Here is a 17847-nt window from a genome sequence, read left to right on the forward strand (position 1 = left end):
ATTTTTAAAATGACTATTGAAAACAGCGAAATAATCGAAGCACTTCGTGATTCATTAATACAAATCGAGCGGCTGAAGCAACAGAATCGTGCTCTTATTGCGCGTGTCGATGAGCCGGTTGCGGTGGTGGGGATGGCGTGTCGGTTCCCTGGGGGGGTGGATTCGGCGGCGGCGTTGTGGGATCTGGTGGCTGGCGGCGCCGATGCGATGGGGGAGTTTCCGGTCGATCGTGGTTGGGATCTGGGGGATTTGTTTGATCCTGATCCTGATGCGGTGGGTAAGACCTACACGCGTGCGGGGGCGTTTCTGGCCGACGTGAGCGGGTTTGACGCCGAGTTTTTCGGGATCTCGGCGCGGGAGGCTCAAACCATGGATCCGCAGCAGCGGCTGCTGCTGGAGGTGTGTTGGGAAGCGTTGGAAACCAGCCGAATTGATCCGGGCGGGTTGGCGGGTTCTGAGACCGGGGTGTTCGTTGGGGCGTGGTCTCAGCAGTATGGCGGGAGCGGTTCTGATGGCGTGGAGGGATACGCCATGACCGGGACGTCGCCCAGTGTGGCCTCCGGGCGGGTGGCGTATGCGTTGGGTTTGCAGGGTCCGGCTATCACGGTTGACACGGCGTGTTCGTCGTCGTTGGTGGCCGCGCATTTGGCGTGTCAGTCGCTGCGCAACGGCGAGTGCGGTTTGGCCCTGGTCGGTGGTGTGACGGTGATGACCACACCGACGGTGTTCACCGAGTTCGCCCGGCAGCGTGGGCTGGCCGCCGATGGGCGGTGTAAGGCGTTTGCGGCCGCTGCTGATGGGACGGGCTGGGGCGAAGGGGCGGCGGTGCTGGTGCTGGAACGGCTCAGTGATGCCCAGCGCAACAACCATCCGGTGTTGGCGGTCATCGCGGGCTCGGCGATCAACCAGGATGGTGCCTCTAATGGGTTGACGGCCCCCAACGGGCCCGCTCAGCAGCGTGTCATCACCCACGCGGTGGCCAACGCCGGTATCGGGCTTGACGAGGTTGATGTGGTCGAGGCTCATGGCACCGGCACCACGTTGGGTGATCCGATCGAGGCCGGCGCCCTGATCGCCACTTACGGTGCTGCGCGGGGGGCAGACCATCCGCTGTGGTTGGGATCGATCAAGTCCAACATCGGTCACACCCAGGCCGCTGCCGGTGTGGCCGGAATGATCAAGATGATCGAGGCTCTCAACCATGAGAGTTTGCCTCCGACGCTGAATGTCGATCGGCCCAGTCCGCACGTCGACTGGTCGGCCGGCACTGTTTGCCTCCTGACCGAGCCGGCGCCCTGGCCGGTTACCGATCATCCCCGCACCGCGGCGGTGTCGTCGTTTGGGATCAGCGGCACCAACGCGCATTTGATTTTGCGGCAGGCCCCGGCCCCGGCGGTCGAACCGGCTGAGCCAACCGGTCACGGTGGTGAGCTTGGGCTGCCCGTATTGCGACTGTGGCCGGTTTCGGCGCGCACCCCCGCGGCGTTGCCCGCGCAGGCCGACCGGCTCCGCCAACACCTGGTCGCCCACCCCGACCTTGATCTCACCGATGTGGCCTACAGCCTGGCCTGCACCCGAACACACCACCCGCACCGGGCAGTCCTGACGGTGCCGGCCGACAGCCCCGATCCCCGGGCTGAGCTGCTGGCAGCACTGGAAGCATTGGCCGCTGATCAACCGCACCCTCAACTGATCCAGCACCACCACCGCGCGACGTTTGCGGGAAAAACCGTGTTCGTGTTCCCCGGCCAAGGTGGCCAGTACCCCGGTATGGCCGCGGAGCTCTATAGCCGGCACCACGCTTTTTCTTCCGCGCTTGATGAGTGTGATCGGGCCTTGGGCGCCTGGACGGGCTGGTCGGTGCGTGCCGTGATTCGTGGTGAGCCCGGCGCCCCCTCCCTGGATCGGGTAGACGTGGTCCAGCCGGTGTTGTTCGCGGTCATGGTGTCGTTGGCCCGCACGCTGATCAGCTACGGCATCGAACCGGATACGGTGATCGGACATTCCCAAGGTGAGATTGCGGCCGCCTATGTCGCCGGGGTGTTCAACCTTGAGCAAGCCGCCAAAATCGTAGCGCTGCGCAGCGGCGCCCTAGCGGATCTATCCGGGGCTGGTGCGATGGCATCTGTGTTGCTGGCCGCTGACGAAGTGGCGGCGCGGCTGCGGCCTCATGGCGATGCGCTGACGGTTGTTGCGGTCAACGGACCCACCCACACCATCGTCAGTGGTGACCCCGCCGCGATGGAGCGCTTCGTCGCGGCTTGCGAGGGCGACAACATCCAGATCCGATCCATCCCCGTCGATTACGCCTCACACTGCAGTCAGGTCGAACCAGCACGTGAGCGCCTACTTGACGAGCTGGCTGGGCTGACCCCGAAACCGGGGCGGATCGCCCTGTATTCCACCGTGCACGGCGTCATGTCGGACCAGCCGCTGGACACCACCACCATGACCGCCGACTACTGGTATGCCAATTTGCGTCAACCGGTCCGGTTTTACGACAACATCAAACATCTGCTGGCTGCTGCTGACCAGGTCTTTGTGGAAGTGTCACCGCACCCGGTGCTGGCCCCGGCGATCGCCGACACCCTGGCCGGCACTGATGGGCGTTCTGGCTCGGCAGTCATTCCCACTCTGCATCGCGAGCGTCCTGACCTGGACGCCTTGACTATTACCCTGGCCCGGCTGCAGGTTCATGGTCGTAGCCCGGACTGGTCGATGCTGTATCCCCACGCCCGCCCGGTCGAGCTACCGACGTATCCCTTCCAACACCATCGGTATTGGCTGACCCCACGATCGAGCGGTGATGCTGCCGGTCTTGGGCTGGATCAACCCCAGCATCCGCTGTTGGGGGCAATCACCCCATTGGCGGACCGAGATGAATTCATCGCCACTGGTCGGTTGGTTCTCGGTTCGCAGAGTTGGTTTGCTGCCCATCGAGTCGGTGAGGCGGTGGTGTTGCCCGCGACCGGGTTTGTCGATGTGGTGTTGGGCGTCGGGGATTACGTCGGGTGTCCGGTGATTGATGAGTTGGTGTTGCACACCCCTCTCGTGCTTGCCGAAAACACCCCGACCGATATCCAGATCAGCGTGGCCGGCGCCGATGGAAATGGGCGACGCTCGTTTAACGTCCATGCCCGCACCAGCACCGACCGTCGGGCTTCGGCGGGTTGGGCGTTGCACGCCAGCGGAATCCTGTGCCCCGAGCAAACGCCCACCAGTGAACCTCCCATCCCGGCGTTGCCGGCGACGGCTATCGACGTTGAGGGTTTCTATCAGCAGCTGGCCGAATGCGGTCTGCACTATGATTCCCCGTTTTGCTCGGTACGCGGGATCAGCTACGAGCCGGCCGACCCCGACCACATCTACGCTGAAGTGGCCCTGCCCGCCGGAACTGATATCACCGGTTACGGGATCCACCCAGCTTTGCTGGATGCCGCGCTGCAACCAATCGCCGCCGCCCTTTGCATCGGGGCGGACCCTGAGCCGGCGGTGGTGCGCCTTCCGTTCGTGTTGGGCGGGGTCACGCTGTATGCGACCGCGGCCACCCGGCTGCAGGTGTGGCTGACCCGCACCGGCACCGACACCTTCGCCCTGCACGCCAGCGATCCTGCCGGCGCGCCGGTAATCAGCATCGACACTGTTGTGGTGCGGGCACTGCCCGACACGGCGACGCTCACACCACCCACGACGGCGGCGCCGTCCGGTCCGGGTTTGTGGGAGCTGGCCTGGCCGCCCCTGTCCACCGACCACGGTGCCCCCGCAGTGGCCGAGCCGCCGGCGTGGGTGGTAGTTGCCGAAGATCTCGATGCTCTATCGACTAGCCTGCGCAACGGCTCCGTGCGCCCCGATTTGGATGCCGTGCGGCCATGCCCGCCGGTGGTGATTTGGTCGTTACCCGTGCCGGATCGTCGTGGCGATGACGGTGATGCCGTGTCGAGCATCCATGTGCTGACCCGACAGGTGTTGGCCGGGCTGCAGGCCTGGTTGGCCCGCCCCGACACGTCCGCCTCGGTGTTGGTGGTTCTGACCTGTCGCGCGGTGCCGATCAGCGCTTATGATCGGGCGCCGGATCTGGCGCAGGCCGCAGTGTGGGGGCTGATCCATAGCACCCAAAACGAGTATCCCGGCCGCATCCGTTTGGTCGATACCGACCACGCCGCCACCAGCACTGACACCTTGCTGCACATGCTGGCTACCTTCACCAGTACCAGCGGTGAGCCGCAGCTGGTTTTACGTGACGGTATCGCTCACATTCCCCGGCTGACCCCGGCGCAGGCGTTGACCCCGCCCCCGACACCGCACTGGCAGCTGGTCACCTCCGGTAGCGGGGATTTGGCTGACATGACCCTGGCCCCCGCCCCCGCACCGACAGCACTGGAGCCGGGACAGATCCGGGTGCAGATCCGCGCTGCAGGCTTGAATTTCCGTGACGTGGTGGTCGCGTTGGCGGCGATCAGAGATGAAGGCCTTGGTGTGGAAGCGGCCGGGATCGTCATCGACACAGCAGACGACGTCACAGATTTTGCACCGGGGGATGCAGTGATGGGACTGTTCCCCAACAACGCGTTCGCCTCCACCGCCACCACAGATCACCGCCGCGTGATAGCCGTCCCGCCGGGATGGTCCTACCCGCAAGCGGCTTCGGTCCCGGCCGCGTATGTGACCGCCTACAACTCTTTGATCGATGTCGCGCATCTCTCGGCGGGAGAGCGGGTGCTCATCCACTCCGGTGCCGGCGGGGTCGGCCAGGCCGCCATCCGCGTTGCGCAGCACCTGGGTGCTGAGGTGTTCGCCACCGCCCATCCCGCCAAGCACCACATCCTGCGTGGGCTGGGCATACCCGAGGATCACATCGCTTCCTCCCGCACCCTGGATTTCCATGACACCTTTGTTGCAGCCAGTGGCGGGCGCGGGATGGACGTGGTGCTGAATAGTCTTCGTGGCGAATTTGTGGACGCATCGCTGCAGCTACTGGCCCCGGGCGGGCGCTTTGTAGAGATCGGAAAAACCGACATCAGGGTCGCCGCCGACGTCGCACAGACTCATCCCCACGTCAGCTACCACGTCTATGACCTGAGCGTGGCCACCCCCGAACAGCTGCGTCACACCTGGGCCGTGGTGAGCGAGTCGATCGATGCCGGGGTGACCCAGCCCCTGCCGGTGACACGCTACGGGATGCTGCGCGCCCCCCAAGCATTCCGGGACATGAGCCAGGGCCGCCACACCGGGAAAATCGTGCTCACCCCGCCCGCGGTGCTCGATCCGGCGGGCACTGTGTTGATCACCGGGGGCACCGGCACGCTCGGCGGACTGTTCGCCGAACACATGGTCACCGGCTACGGTGTGCGCCGATTGTTGTTGACTTCCCGACGCGGCTCCAGTACGCCCGAAGCGGTCGAGCTTGCCGGGCGTCTGAATAGTTTGGGTGCGCATGTCACGATCAGCGCCTGCGACTGTGCCAACCCGACCGAGCTGGCAGCCCTGATTAACTCGATTCCCGCCGAGCACCCGCTGACCGCGGTCATCCACGCTGCCGGCGTGCTTGACGACGCGGTGACCAGCGAACTGACCCCACAACAGCTCGACAACGTGCTAGCAGCCAAAGCCGATAGTGCCTGGTATCTGCACCAGCTAACCGCCGACACCGAGCTGGCCGCGTTTGTGTTGTTCTCCTCGGCAGCCGGTGTCCTGGGCGCGCCGGGACAGGCTAACTATGCGGCCGCCAACGCCGTCCTAGACGCCCTAGCCCGTCAGCAGCCGGCGGCGACCAGTCTGGCCTGGGGGTATTGGCAGACGTCCTCGGGGATGACCGGCCACCTCGACAAGCGCGATCTAACCCGCCTTACCCGCAGCGGGATGGTTCCGATCACCACCAGCCAGGGGATGGCGCTATTCGATGCCGCCCTTTCCCAGCAGCACCCCAACCTGATCCCGGCCCCGCTTAGCACTCGGGCGCTGGCGGCTCTAGCCCGTGACAACAGCCTGCCGCCGATCCTGTCCGCGCTGATCACCACCCGGCGTCAAGCCGCCGCAGCCGACTCACGGGCGCTCGGTGCCCGGCTAGCCGGGATGGCCCCCGAGCAACAACGCACCGTCCTGGCCAACGTGGTCATCACCGCCACCGCAGCTGTATTGGCCCACCCGGACCCGGCAGCTATGGATCCTGAGCAGTCCTTCAAAGACCTCGGCATCGACTCGCTCAGTGCGCTAGAACTGCGCAACGCCCTGTCGGCCCAAACCGGACTAGCGTTGCCGGCCACCACCATATTCGACCACCCCAGCCCTGCCATGCTCGCCGCCCACCTGGCCGACCTGCTAGGTGTCACCGCTGCGCGTGCCGATGCGCCGGCTCCGGTCAGCACGCGTGGCGCCGAGCCGGTGGACAATAGGCTCGCATATCTTGATCAAGCTGCGTTTCTCGGGACGCGAGCAGGCCACGTCTCGCTGATCCAGGTGACGTGGATTTACGACCGTGCCGTCGATGTCAACGGGTTGCGACGTTTTTACCGCAATCTCGGACGTGGCTTGTTAGGACGCAGGATTGAACGGTCTCCATTACCGTTCGCGCGTGATCACTGGGTCTTGGCTCCGACGTCGGCGGAGATTGATTTCGAAGCAACGCCGCGGCGGCGCGCCGATGTGGGCGCATGGGCCGACGAGCGGGCGCGCCTACCCGTTGATCCGGAGTGGGGCCCGGGCTGGCATCTCGGGGTGCTTCCGCTCGAGGACGGCGGGACCGCGGTAAGTCTGGTGGCTTCGCATGCGGTCGTCGACGCGATCGCTTTCGGCCAGGCGGTAGTCGATGCGGTCGAGGGCAGGACGCATGATCTGGGTTATCAGCCTGCGGGATCGCGGCCCCTCAGGCAGGCATTGCGTGAGGATCTCCGGCAAACCGTCAAGGAACTGCCCGACGTAGTGCACTCTTTGGGTTGCGTCGTTCGAAGGCTCCGGCGCGATCGCGAGGAGTTCCGGTCATCGATCAAAGCGGCACCGCCTTCCCCGCGGACGACTGGCGGCAACCAGCTAGTAGAGGTACCTGCCGTAACTGCATGCATAGACCTGACGGAATGGAATTTGTGCGCCAAAAGACTTGGTGCGAACAGTAACTCGCTTGTGGCGGGGGTTGCCTGCAGACTTGCGGTGCGGGTTGGGCGTGTTCAGGACGACGGAAAAGTCACCCTACGCTTTGTGGTGTCACTTCGGAGCGAAGGTGACACCCGTGGCAATGCGCTGACGGCTGTTGACGTCCCGGTCGACCCAGAGCACGCGGCTACGGACCTCAGGGAAATGCACGACAAGATCACCCGAGCAGTCCTCGAAGCGATGGACGATACCGAGAGCGAGTTCTTGGCACCGCTCCCACTGGCAGCGATGACACCAAAGTGGGTGGCCAGGAGACTCGTCGGGATGGCAGCGGGTGGTCCCAGCCTTCCGGTCACTTGCTCCAATGTCGGTGACCTGCCCCCGGCCGCGAACCGGCCCGACGGAACCGATGCCGACGCGACGCACATGAGACTGGTTGAGCGTGATGTCACGCAAAATGAACTCGAGGGCACGGGTGGACGACTGCTTCTGGGTTCGGGGCGGAGCCGCGGGCAGATGCGTATCCTAATTTCTGCGTATATTGTCGGGCACTCGAATACCAAAGATGAACTGCGGGAGATTGTTTCGCGTACGTTTGCCGAGTTCGATCTGAATGCTGAGATGGAATGCTAGGCCGCTGCTGATCGGGTCAACTCACTCGGAGGAGTCTTCGGCCTGACAATCACGTCTGGCACATCGGTCCCCGGCCGACCCGATGTGCAATTAGGCCTTTCGGCGACAAGCCAAGGGGCGCAACGAATTTGTCGCTGACAGTCCGGCGCAACCAACATCTCAAACCCGTGGAGACTGATGTGGCTGATGGGAAAGTCGCAGTTGCGTCCTACAACTCGGGGCGTTCGCGACTTGGCTCAAATTGGTGCGCGTCGTCGGCGTGCACTACCGCAGCGGAGTCGTTGCAAGGCGGGCGCCTGGGTGGTGGTCTGGGCGGTGGCGGGTGTGGCTGCTGGGGTGAATGTGCTCAGCGCGCAGTGTCGGTTGTTGCGCCGGGCGCAACCTGGTGCGCCGAGCGTGTCATGGCTGCGAAAAATCGGCCAATTTTTCACTCTCAGAACACGTTCGGCGAAATCCCGGTGACGGCGATCAGCGCGTGCGTGACGGTCGACGGTGGCGCTTTCGGCCTTCGCTTAGTGCGCGCTTTCGACTGGCCGCGGCGCAGACGCGCAGTTTGTGCCACAGCTCGAACTCGCGGATCGTGAGCCAAGTCGAGTTTCACATCGGTCTCCGGCCGACACGATGTGCAATTAGCCCGCCTTCAGCGCGGCCTGGCGTGTCCGCTGCTGGTGATCAGCGACGGTGCACCCGGGTTGATCGGCGCGGTCGAGCGCACCACGGGCGCGGCGTTGCGGCAGCGCTGCCTGATCCGTCGCGCCAGAAACCTGCTGGCCTTGTCGCTGACAGTCGGGCACAACCAAATCCCAAACCCGTCGAGACTGATGTGGCTGATGGGAAAGTCGCAGTCGTGTCCTACAGCTCGAGGCTAGAACAGCGCTTTCCCAGCGGGCGTCGGCTAACTCGGCCACCCGACCTTGCTATTCACAAGCGCCGCGACGCTACCCGATCCTCAGGACAGCGTCGCCCGTACGCACACCGTGACGTACGGCAGCGCCAAACCGGCCGAATTCGCCAGCGCCGGATGTGTGGCCAACAACTGACGGACCTGGCCCAGTGTCTTGGTGCGCACCTTCGCCGGTGAGGTAATGCAGTAGGTGCGAGACGCCACCAGGTCGATCAACGCCTGCGGCGTAAGGTAATTCGTCCACTCGACCTGGAAACGTTCCACGTCGATGAAGGGTTCGGGCAGCGTCGCCTTGTCACGCGTGGGATCGCCGTCGCGCCCGATGATCTGGCCCAGCTCGCGGACCCAGCCGAGCCGCTCGTCGCGGGTGTTCCACACCAAACCCAGCCGCCCGCCGGGCCGTAGCACCCGCGCGACCTCGGGGATGGCGCGCGCGGGATCAATCCAATGCCAGGCCTGAGCCACCAGCACCGCGTCGACGCTGTTGTCCGCCAACGGAATCTCTTCGGCTGTGCCCAACAGCGCCAGCGTTTCCGGTAGGGAGGCGCGCAGCACTTCAAGCATTTCGGGGATCGGGTCGACGGCCACCACGTCGAGGCCGCGCTCGACCAGCCGGGTGGTCAGCTTGCCGGTACCGGCACCCAGGTCAAGAACATCGCGGGCACCGGCCGGCAGCAGCCAGTCGATTGCTTCGGGTGGATAGGAGGGGCGTCCCCGCTCGTAGGCAGCTGCCGCTGAACCGAATGACAGCGACGGATCCTGGCTGGACGGGGTCACCATGGATGCACACCTTGATGGTCGGCCAATCGCAGTGTCTGACCGATCAATTCGCCAACGGCTTCCATTTCGATCAGGAATCCGTCGTGCCCGCAGACCGAGTCGACAACTCGTAGGCCGGCGCAGCCGGGCAGCAACTCGGCCAGCTCCTGCTGCAAACGCAACGGATAGAGCCGGTCGGAGGTGATACCACCGACCACGACGGGCACCGGACAGCCGCGCAGCGCCGCGGCGACCCCGCCGCGCCCGCGGCCGACATCGTGGCTGTTGAGGGACTCGGTCAACACCACATAGCTGCCGGCGTCGAATCGGGACAACAGCTTGCTCCCCTGGTGTTCCAGGTAGCTCTGCACCGCGTAGCGCCCGCCGTGAGCGGGATCCTCGCCGTCCTGACCGAGGTTGGCGAACCGATTGTCGAGTTCGATCTCGCCGCGGTAGGTCAGATGCGCAAAGCGGCGGGCGATCTTCAGCCCCGCCTCGGGCTTGCGGTCCGTGTCGTGGTAGTTCCCGCCCTGCCAATTCGGGTCGGCCTTGATGGCCTCGATCTGGGTTGTCTGCGTGCCGATCTGATCCGCGGTGGCGCGCGCGCCGACAGCCAGCAGCAGCGCCGAGCGTACCCGGTTAGGGTGGCCGACAATCCATTCCAGCGCGCGGGCCCCGCCCATGGACCCGCCGACCACGGCGGCTACCTGAGTGATGCCCATCGCGGCCAGTGCGGCCATATCGGCCTGCACCTGGTCGCGTACGGTGATCGTCGGAAACCTTGAGCCCCAAGGCGTTCCGTCGCGCGCGAGGGAACTGGGCCCGGTGGAGCCGCGGCAACCGCCCAGCACATTGGTGGCCACCGCGCACCAGCGGTCGGTGTCGATCGGCGCACCCGGCCCGGCGACCCCATCCCACCAGCCGGGGGTGGGGTGCCCCGGTCCGGCGGGCCCGGTGATGTGCGAATCACCGGTGAGCGCGTGCAGCACCACCACGACGTTGTCGCGGGTGGGTGACAGCTTGCCCCAACGCTGCACGGCGATGCAGACATCGTCGAGCACCGCCCCGCTTTCCAGGCGCAGCGAGCCGATGTCGACCAAGCCGATTTCACCTTCGGCGGGCAGCGTCTGAGTGGGCACCTCGGAGATCGTCACGTCAGAGCTCCTCAGAAGGCTGCCACGGCCTGCGACTCGCCGCTGAACTCGCTGAATTTTCGGGCCGCGGCAAAGCCGAGCTCGAGGTCGGCCAGGATGTCGTCGATACCCTCGATCCCGACGGCCAACCGCACCAATCCCGGGCTGACGCCGGTGGCCAGCTGCTCGGCCGGGCTCAGTTGGGCGTGTGTGGTGGATGCCGGGTGGATCACCAGCGAGCGCACGTCGCCGATGTTGGCGACGTGGCTGTGCAGTTTGAGCGCGTTGACGAACGCCTTGCCGGCCTCGATGCCACCGGCCAACTCGAAGGACAGGACTGCGCCGGTCCCCTTGGGCGCCAGCTTCTTTGCCCGCTCATGCCACGGCGAACCGGGCAGGCCGGCGTAGTTGACCGACAGCACGTCGCCGCGGGCGTCCAGGAACTCGGATACGCGCTGGGCATTCGCGACGTGCCGCTCGATCCGCAGACTCAGCGTCTCCAGACCCTGCGCCACCAAAAACGCGTTGAACGGCGAGGCCGCCGAACCCAGATCCCGCAGCAGCTGCACCCGGGCCTTGAGGGCGAACGCCGGCGGACCCAATTCGGCGAACACCACGCCGTGGTAACTGGGATCGGGGGTGGTGAACCCGGGGAAGCGGCCCTGCGTCCAGTCGAACCTTCCGCCGTCGACGATCACACCCGCGATCGCGGCCCCATGCCCGCCCAAATACTTGGTGGCCGAGTGCACCACGATGTCGGCGCCCTGGGTGAACGGCTGGATCAGGTACGGAGTAGCGATGGTGTTGTCGACGATCAGCGGCACGCCGTTGCGGTGGGCGACCTCGGCGACCCCCGGGGTATCCAGGATGTCGATCTGCGGGTTGGAGATGGTCTCGGCGAAAAAGGCCTTGGTGTTCGGCCGGACCGCGGCCTGCCAGGAGTCCAGATCGTCGGGATCCTCGACGAAGCTGACCTCGATGCCCAGCTTCGCCAGCGAATAGTGGAACAGGTTATAGGTGCCCCCGTACAGCCGCGGGCTGGACACGATGTGATCACCCGCTCCGGCCAGGTTCAGGATGGCGAAAGTCTCTGCGGCCTGACCGGAGGACAAAAACAACGCGGCCACCCCGCCCTCGAGGGCCGCGATGCGCTGCTCGACCACATCGGTGGTCGGGTTGCCGATCCGCGTGTAGATGTTGCCGGGCACCTCGAGCCCGAATAAAGCCGCAGCATGTGCGGTGTTTTCGAAGGTGTACGAGGTGGTCTGGTAGATCGGCAGGGCCCGCGCATTGGTCGCGGAGTCGGGCTGCTGGCCGGCGTGAATCTGCTTGGTTTCGAACGACCAGTGTGCGGCTGGATCGCCGTCGGTGCTGGTGCTTTCGGCGCTCATAGACATAACTCCCTGTCAGCTCAGGGGGCCCGTCATGGCGGACCCGCGCTTGCCGTGTAGCCGATTGTGGCTACTCAACCGGGTCATCACCCGGGGCACCCCACCGCGGTTGGAGGGTTGCCGGCCAGCAAGCCGGGGCTTGACGCTGGCGCTCATGACCGATTCGAAGCCTACCGTACGGCGGCAGCTTCATGCCAACTGTGACCCAACTCCGGCGCGATCGGGCGGGTGAGCCCTGCTAGTAACCTGGCCGCAGGAGCAGCCGCTTGCCCAAAGCTCACCAGGCTGGAGGATTCGGGCCCGCATGTCCAGTGAACCCAAGATCAAGGTCAAAGGCCCGTTGGTAGAGCTCGACGGTGACGAGATGACCCGCGTCATCTGGAAGCTCATCAAGGACACGCTGATACTGCCGCACCTCGACATCAACTTGGAGTATTACGACCTGGGCATCGAGCATCGTGACCAAACGAACGACCAGGTAACCATCGATGCGGCCTACGCCATCAAGCGCCACGGTGTCGGCGTCAAATGCGCAACCATCACCCCCGACGAAGCGCGCGTCCAGGAATTCAACCTGAAGAAGATGTGGCTGTCACCCAATGGCACGATACGAAACATCCTGGGCGGCACCATCTTCCGCGAGCCAATCGTGATCTCGAATGTGCCGCGGCTGGTTCCGGGCTGGACCAAACCAATCGTCATCGGCCGGCACGCTTTTGGCGATCAATACCGCGCAACGAATTTCAAGGTGGAAAAGCCCGGCACCGTCACCCTGACATTCACTCCTGCCGACGGCAGTGAGCCGATCGTCCATGAACTCGTGTCCATTCCCGAAGACGGCGGCGTCGTGATGGGAATGTACAACTTCCGCAAATCCATCCAGGATTTCGCGCGCGCGTCGTTCTCCTATGGACTGAACGCCAAATGGCCGGTCTATCTGTCGACCAAGAACACCATCCTCAAGGCCTACGACGGCATGTTCAAAGACGAGTTCCAGCGGATCTACGAAACCGAATTCAAAGACAAGTTCGAAGCCGAAGGCCTGACCTACGAGCACCGCCTGATCGACGACATGGTTGCCGCGTGCCTGAAGTGGGAGGGCGGCTACGTCTGGGCGTGCAAGAACTACGACGGCGACGTCCAGTCCGATACCGTCGCGCAGGGTTACGGCTCGCTGGGACTGATGACGTCGGTGCTCATGACGGCTGACGGCAAGACGGTCGAGGCCGAGGCCGCCCACGGCACGGTCACCCGCCATTACCGCCAGTACCAGGCCGGACAGCCCACCTCGACCAATCCGATCGCCTCGATCTTCGCTTGGACCCGCGGGCTGGCGCATCGCGGCAAGCTGGACAACACCCCCGCGGTCGTCGAATTCGCCCAGACGCTGGACGACGTGGTCATCAAGACGGTAGAGAGCGGCAAGATGACCAAGGATCTGGCCATTCTGATCGGCCCGGAGCAGGGCTGGCTCAACAGCGAGGAGTTTCTCGACGCGATCGCCGAGAACCTGGAGAAAAGGCTGGTTGGTTAGTGCGCTCACCGTGGAAGCCGCACACTCGACGGGAACCTGGCTGGTTAGCTCGCCGGCGGATCGATGGCCCGGATGTGCGGGCAGCACTCTTCGATGAAGCTGCTGATCACCTCGGTGATGCGGTCTGGCGCCTCGTACATCGGAACGTGGCCCACGTTCTTGATCACGGTGACGCGGTGGTCGTCGGGCAGGTGGGTGGTGAAGTGCCGGGTGTAGCGGGGTGAGGGGATGATCCGGTCCTTACCGCAGATCACCAGATGCGCCGGGACGGCGTTCTCGGCCAATTCCCGCAAGCCGTGCATGAGCAGCGCCTTGATCAGTAGCTGGAAGTAGGCCGGGCAGTGAGCCACGTCGTCGATGATGCCGTGCAGTTCGGCGTCGCTGACCCCATCCGGTGAGGCGCTGATCGCGTAGGTGGCCAGCCGGCGGCTGAACGGCAGCCGCAGCACCCGCTGCCGGAACATCCAGGCGGACACCAGCAGCGGGATACCCAGGATGAACTTGGCGATCACCTCGAACTTGGCTGGGCTCCAGCGGTGCCAGCCGCCCGCGGGGGCGATGCCGGTGACGCTGCGTGCCCGCCCGCGCCGCTCCAACTCGAAGGCGACCCAGCCGCCCAGCGAGTTGCCGACGATGTGCGCGGTATCCCAGCCCAGTTCGTCCATCTGGTGCTCGACGTGATCGGCCAGCACCGCCGAAGACAGAAACCAGGTACCGGCACGGGGCCCGCCGTTGTGGCTGGCCATGGTCGGGGCGAAAACCTCGTAACGGCCGGTGTCGGCCAGCCGCCGGGCCACCTTCTCCCATACCGCCTGGGACAGCAGAAACGGGTGCAGCAGCAGCACCGGCTCGCCGGAACCCAGGTGGATCGGTGTACGGGTCGTCATATTTCCGACATTACAAGGTGGTACCGCCGGTATCGCAAGCGTCCTCGAATCACCCGGCTGCCCGCGTGACAAGATCGGGGACATCATGAGCACCCCCACCGGATCCCGCCGGATTTTCTCCGGCGTGCAGCCAACCTCCGATTCGCTTCACCTGGGCAACGCTCTGGGCGCCGTCACCCAGTGGGTTGCGTTACAGGACGATCACGACGCGTTCTTCTGCGTGGTCGACCTGCACGCGATCACGCTGCCGCAGGATCCGGAAGCGCTGCGCCGCCGGACCCTGATCACCGCAGCGCAGTACCTGGCGCTGGGCATCGATGCCGCGCGCGCCACCATCTTCGTGCAGAGTCACGTCCCCGCCCACAGCCAGTTGGCCTGGGTGCTGGGGTGTTTCACCGGTTTCGGTCAGGCCTCGCGGATGACACAGTTCAAAGACAAGTCGAGTCGCCAGGGCGCCGAGTCCACCACCGTCGGCCTGTTCACCTACCCGGTCTTGCAGGCCGCCGACGTGCTGGCCTACGACAGCGACCTGGTGCCGGTGGGGGAGGACCAGCGCCAGCACCTGGAGCTGGCCCGCGACGTCGCGCAGCGGTTCAACAGCCGCTTCCCGGATACCTTCGTGGTTCCCGATGTGCTCATTCCCAAGGTCACCGCCAAGATCTACGACCTGCAGGATCCGACGTCGAAGATGAGCAAGTCGGCCAGCACCGACGCCGGGCTGATCAGCCTGCTCGACGAGCCGGCGTTGTCCGCCAAGAAGATTCGTTCGGCGGTGACCGACAGCGAACGTGAGATTCGCTACGACCCGGACGCCAAACCGGGTGTGTCGAATCTGCTCAGCATCCAGTCGGCGGTCACCGGGGTCGGCATCGAGACTCTCGTCGACGGCTATGCCGGACGCGGCTACGGCGACCTGAAGAAGGACACCGCCGAGGCCGTCGTCGCCTACGTCAGCCCCATCAAGGCCCGGGTCAACGAGCTGATCGCCGACGTGGCCGAACTCGAGTCCGTGCTGCAGGCCGGGGCCGAGCGCGCCCACGAGGTCGCCAGCAAAACCGTGCAACGGGTCTACGATCGGCTGGGCTTTCTACCGCAACGGGGGTAGCGCTTGACCACGACTGAGCCGGCCGAACCAGGAATCCTTGATCGGCTGCGGTCCCGGAACCGGTGGTTCGACCACGCGATGCGCGCCTACACGCGATTCAGCGAGCGCCGGGGCGGCTTCTACGCGGCAGGCCTGACGTATTACACGATCTTCGCGTTGTTCCCGCTGCTGATGGTCGGTTTCGCCGTGGTCGGGTTCACGTTGAAGCGCAACCAGAACCTGCTCAACATGGCCTATGACCGGATCCGGGCCCTGGTTCCGGGCGCCTTCGGTCAGCAGCTGATCGACTTGATGAACTCGGCGATCGATGCGCGGGCGTCGGTCGGCGTCATCGGCCTGGCCACCGCGGCGTGGGCCGGGCTGGGGTGGATGTCACATCTGCGGGTGGCGCTGAGCGAGATGTGGGCGCATCCCGTCGAATCCGGGAACTACGTGCGCAACAAGCTTTCCGACCTGGCGGCGATGGTCGGGACGTTCCTGGTGACCATGGCGACCATTGCGCTCACCGCGTTGAGTTACCTGCGGCCGATGGCGACGGCTTTGAAATGGCTTGGAATACCTGAGCTTTCGGTGCTGGATTGGATCTTCAGGGCGATTTCGGTAGTGCTGTCGGTGCTGGTGTCGTGGCTGCTGTTCACCTGGATGATCGCGCGGCTGCCGCGGCAGTCGGGGCGCTTCGTCACCTCGATGCGAGCCGGTTTGATGGCGGCCGTCGGGTTCGAGCTGTTCAAGCAGGTGGGGTCGATCTACCTGCGGATGGTCCTGCGCAGCCCGGCGGGCGCCACGTTCGGGCCGGTGCTGGGGTTGATGGTGTTCGCCAATGTCACTGCCTACCTGGTGCTGTTCGCCACCGCGTGGGCGGCCACCGAAACCGAGGACGACCCGCGTGCCAGACATGTCGATCCGCCGGGCCCCGCGATCATCCGGCCGCGCATACAGGTCGACGAGGGCCTGTCGGCACGGCAGACCCTGGCCGCGGTGGCCACCGGAGCCCTTGGAGCGCTGACGTTTTCGCGACTGGTGCGCCGGCGACGGTAACGGTAGTAGCCGCGTTAGCTCATCGCGGCGAGCACATCGGCGCACCAGCTGCTCGGCAGCATCGGCACCCGCGGACCGGCGGCGAGTCCCTCACCATGCAGCACTGCCAACCCCGATGGCTGCGCGACGGTCTCCTTGCCGGCGGTCCCGGCAAATCCCCACGTCCCGGCACCCCGGTCGGAAGCCAGCACCGACGCCGGTGTGGCCGCAGGCGTCGGCGCCACCCCCGCGACGGGCCGGACCGCCGGCGCCGGCGCACCACCTGCCGGCAGCCTCACCGGAGCAGACCCACCCCCCACCGCGGCAACCAGCACCGGGTCCGCCGTCTTGAGGTCGTCATCGACCGGCTCGGTGTCCACTGCCAGCTGGCTGCCCACGCCAATGCCGATCGGCAACGCGGTCGACAACGACGTCGGCACCGCGATCAACGCGCCGGCCAGCACGAAAGGCGTTGCGATCACCAGCAACGGCGGGCCAAAGATGAGCCCCAAGATCGCGAAGACGATCGCGTAGGTGAGGATCAGCAGCGGCGTGATCAGTGCGATCACGATCGTGTACGCGACCACGGCAAACAGGATCTCGAGCAATATCAGAATGATCTGTATCAAGATCACGATGATGATCGGGAGTTCTCCCACCGCCGCGGCTGCGGGGAGGGCGCTGGCCGCGCCGACTCCGGCGCTGAGCAGTACCGGCGCCGGTGCGGTCCGGGGCGCCGCCGCCACCGCCGCACCCGCAACGGCCTCGTAGACGCCCATCGTGGTGGCCGCCTGGATCCACATCCGCACGTAGTCGGCCTCGTTGAGCGCGATCGGGATGGTATTGATCCCAAAGAAATTCGTCGCCACCAACACCCCGTGGGTGAGGTGGTTGGCGGCCAATTCCGCCAGCGTCGGCATCGCCGCCAGCGCGCCGGCATAGGCCGTCGCCGCAACCTCGTGTTGGGTGGCCAACGCCGCGCTGTCCGCACTGGCCTGCGTCAACCAGGCCACATAAGGCACATGCGCGGCCACATAGCTCTCGGCACTCGGGCCTTGCCACGCCGCGGCCTGCACCGCGGCCAGCGCTGCAGTGAGTTCTTCTGCGACAGAGGCGTATTCGGCGCTCAGCGAGGTCCACGCCGCAGCGGCCGCCAGTAGCGGAGCGGGCCCCGGGCCCCAACTCAGCAATGCCGAATGCACCTCCGGCGGGGAGGCGATCCAGGGCGCCGTCATACCGATCCGCCTGATGCGCCCGAGATCACATCGGTCTCGGCCGGGGCATCACCGACCCCGGAACGGTGAGGTACTACGCGCAGCATCACTACCGGCACTCCTTTTGCTGGCGTTCTACTTGCATTCTGCCTACCTGCACGGCAAGGCTGTGGTCGACCACTGC

9 protein-coding genes, 1 pseudogene and 1 riboswitch are annotated in these 17847 nt (G+C 65.4%); of the genes and pseudogenes, 5 read left to right on the forward strand and 5 right to left on the reverse strand.

Features of this window, described 5'->3' with window-relative positions; genetic code table 11:
• Nucleotides 1-9: 9 nt before the first annotated feature.
• Both AWC07_RS24665 and AWC07_RS29930 read left to right on the forward strand, forming a co-directional pair.
• Complete coding sequence (locus AWC07_RS24665; RefSeq protein ID WP_167380133.1) at nucleotides 10-7719, forward strand: type I polyketide synthase; 7710 nt, start codon at nucleotides 10-12, stop codon at nucleotides 7717-7719.
• Between the two features lie 641 nt (nucleotides 7720-8360).
• Nucleotides 8361-8492, forward strand: a pseudogene (locus tag AWC07_RS29930) (transposase); the annotation flags it as partial.
• Nucleotides 8493-8668: 176 nt separating this feature from the next.
• Here the strand turns inward: AWC07_RS29930 and AWC07_RS24675 are convergent.
• From AWC07_RS24675 to AWC07_RS24685, 3 genes are read right to left on the reverse strand one after another with little or no spacing between them, the layout of a single operon-like run.
• A complete protein-coding gene (locus AWC07_RS24675) occupies nucleotides 8669-9400 on the reverse strand; it encodes a class I SAM-dependent methyltransferase (protein WP_036414449.1) in 732 nt (243 codons plus the stop codon).
• Nucleotides 9397-10536 (reverse strand): homoserine O-acetyltransferase MetX, encoded by a 1140-nt coding sequence (gene metX, locus AWC07_RS24680; RefSeq protein WP_036414407.1) that lies wholly within the window; start codon nucleotides 10534-10536, stop codon nucleotides 9397-9399. Before metX ends, AWC07_RS24675 begins: the two co-directional genes overlap by 4 nt.
• A gap of 11 nt (nucleotides 10537-10547) precedes the next feature.
• Nucleotides 10548-11906: a bifunctional o-acetylhomoserine/o-acetylserine sulfhydrylase gene (locus AWC07_RS24685; protein ID WP_051508031.1), complete on the reverse strand. Its 1359-nt coding sequence runs from the start codon at nucleotides 11904-11906 to the stop codon at nucleotides 10548-10550.
• A gap of 40 nt (nucleotides 11907-11946) precedes the next feature.
• Nucleotides 11947-12066: riboswitch (SAM riboswitch) on the reverse strand.
• A 144-nt stretch (nucleotides 12067-12210) separates the two neighbouring features.
• Here AWC07_RS24685 and AWC07_RS24690 point away from each other — a divergent pair.
• The gene (locus tag AWC07_RS24690) at nucleotides 12211-13440 is read left to right on the forward strand and encodes an NADP-dependent isocitrate dehydrogenase (RefSeq protein WP_036414404.1); all 1230 of its coding nucleotides are present in this window, start codon (nucleotides 12211-12213) and stop codon (nucleotides 13438-13440) included.
• 44 nt (nucleotides 13441-13484) lie between these two features.
• Here the strand turns inward: AWC07_RS24690 and AWC07_RS24695 are convergent, their stop codons facing one another.
• The gene (locus AWC07_RS24695; RefSeq protein WP_208622466.1) at nucleotides 13485-14327 is read right to left on the reverse strand and encodes an alpha/beta fold hydrolase; all 843 of its coding nucleotides are present in this window, start codon (nucleotides 14325-14327) and stop codon (nucleotides 13485-13487) included.
• An 85-nt stretch (nucleotides 14328-14412) separates the two neighbouring features.
• Here AWC07_RS24695 and trpS point away from each other — a divergent pair, with 85 nt between their 5' ends.
• Together trpS and yhjD are read left to right on the forward strand one after the other, a co-directional pair.
• Nucleotides 14413-15432, forward strand: a complete 1020-nt coding sequence (trpS, locus tag AWC07_RS24700; protein ID WP_036414401.1) for a tryptophan--tRNA ligase — start codon at nucleotides 14413-14415, stop codon at nucleotides 15430-15432.
• A 3-nt stretch (nucleotides 15433-15435) separates the two neighbouring features.
• Nucleotides 15436-16470 carry an inner membrane protein YhjD gene (gene yhjD, locus AWC07_RS24705; RefSeq protein WP_036414398.1) on the forward strand — a complete coding sequence of 345 codons (1035 nt, stop codon included), beginning with the start codon at nucleotides 15436-15438 and terminating at the stop codon, nucleotides 16468-16470.
• Between the two features lie 14 nt (nucleotides 16471-16484).
• Here the strand turns inward: yhjD and AWC07_RS24710 are convergent, their stop codons facing one another.
• Nucleotides 16485-17684 (reverse strand): PPE family protein, encoded by a 1200-nt coding sequence (locus AWC07_RS24710; RefSeq protein ID WP_036414395.1) that lies wholly within the window; start codon nucleotides 17682-17684, stop codon nucleotides 16485-16487.
• Nucleotides 17685-17847 lie beyond the last annotated feature (163 nt).

Source organism: Mycobacterium gastri, from assembly GCF_002102175.1.
Lineage (GTDB): Bacteria > Actinomycetota > Actinomycetes > Mycobacteriales > Mycobacteriaceae > Mycobacterium > Mycobacterium gastri.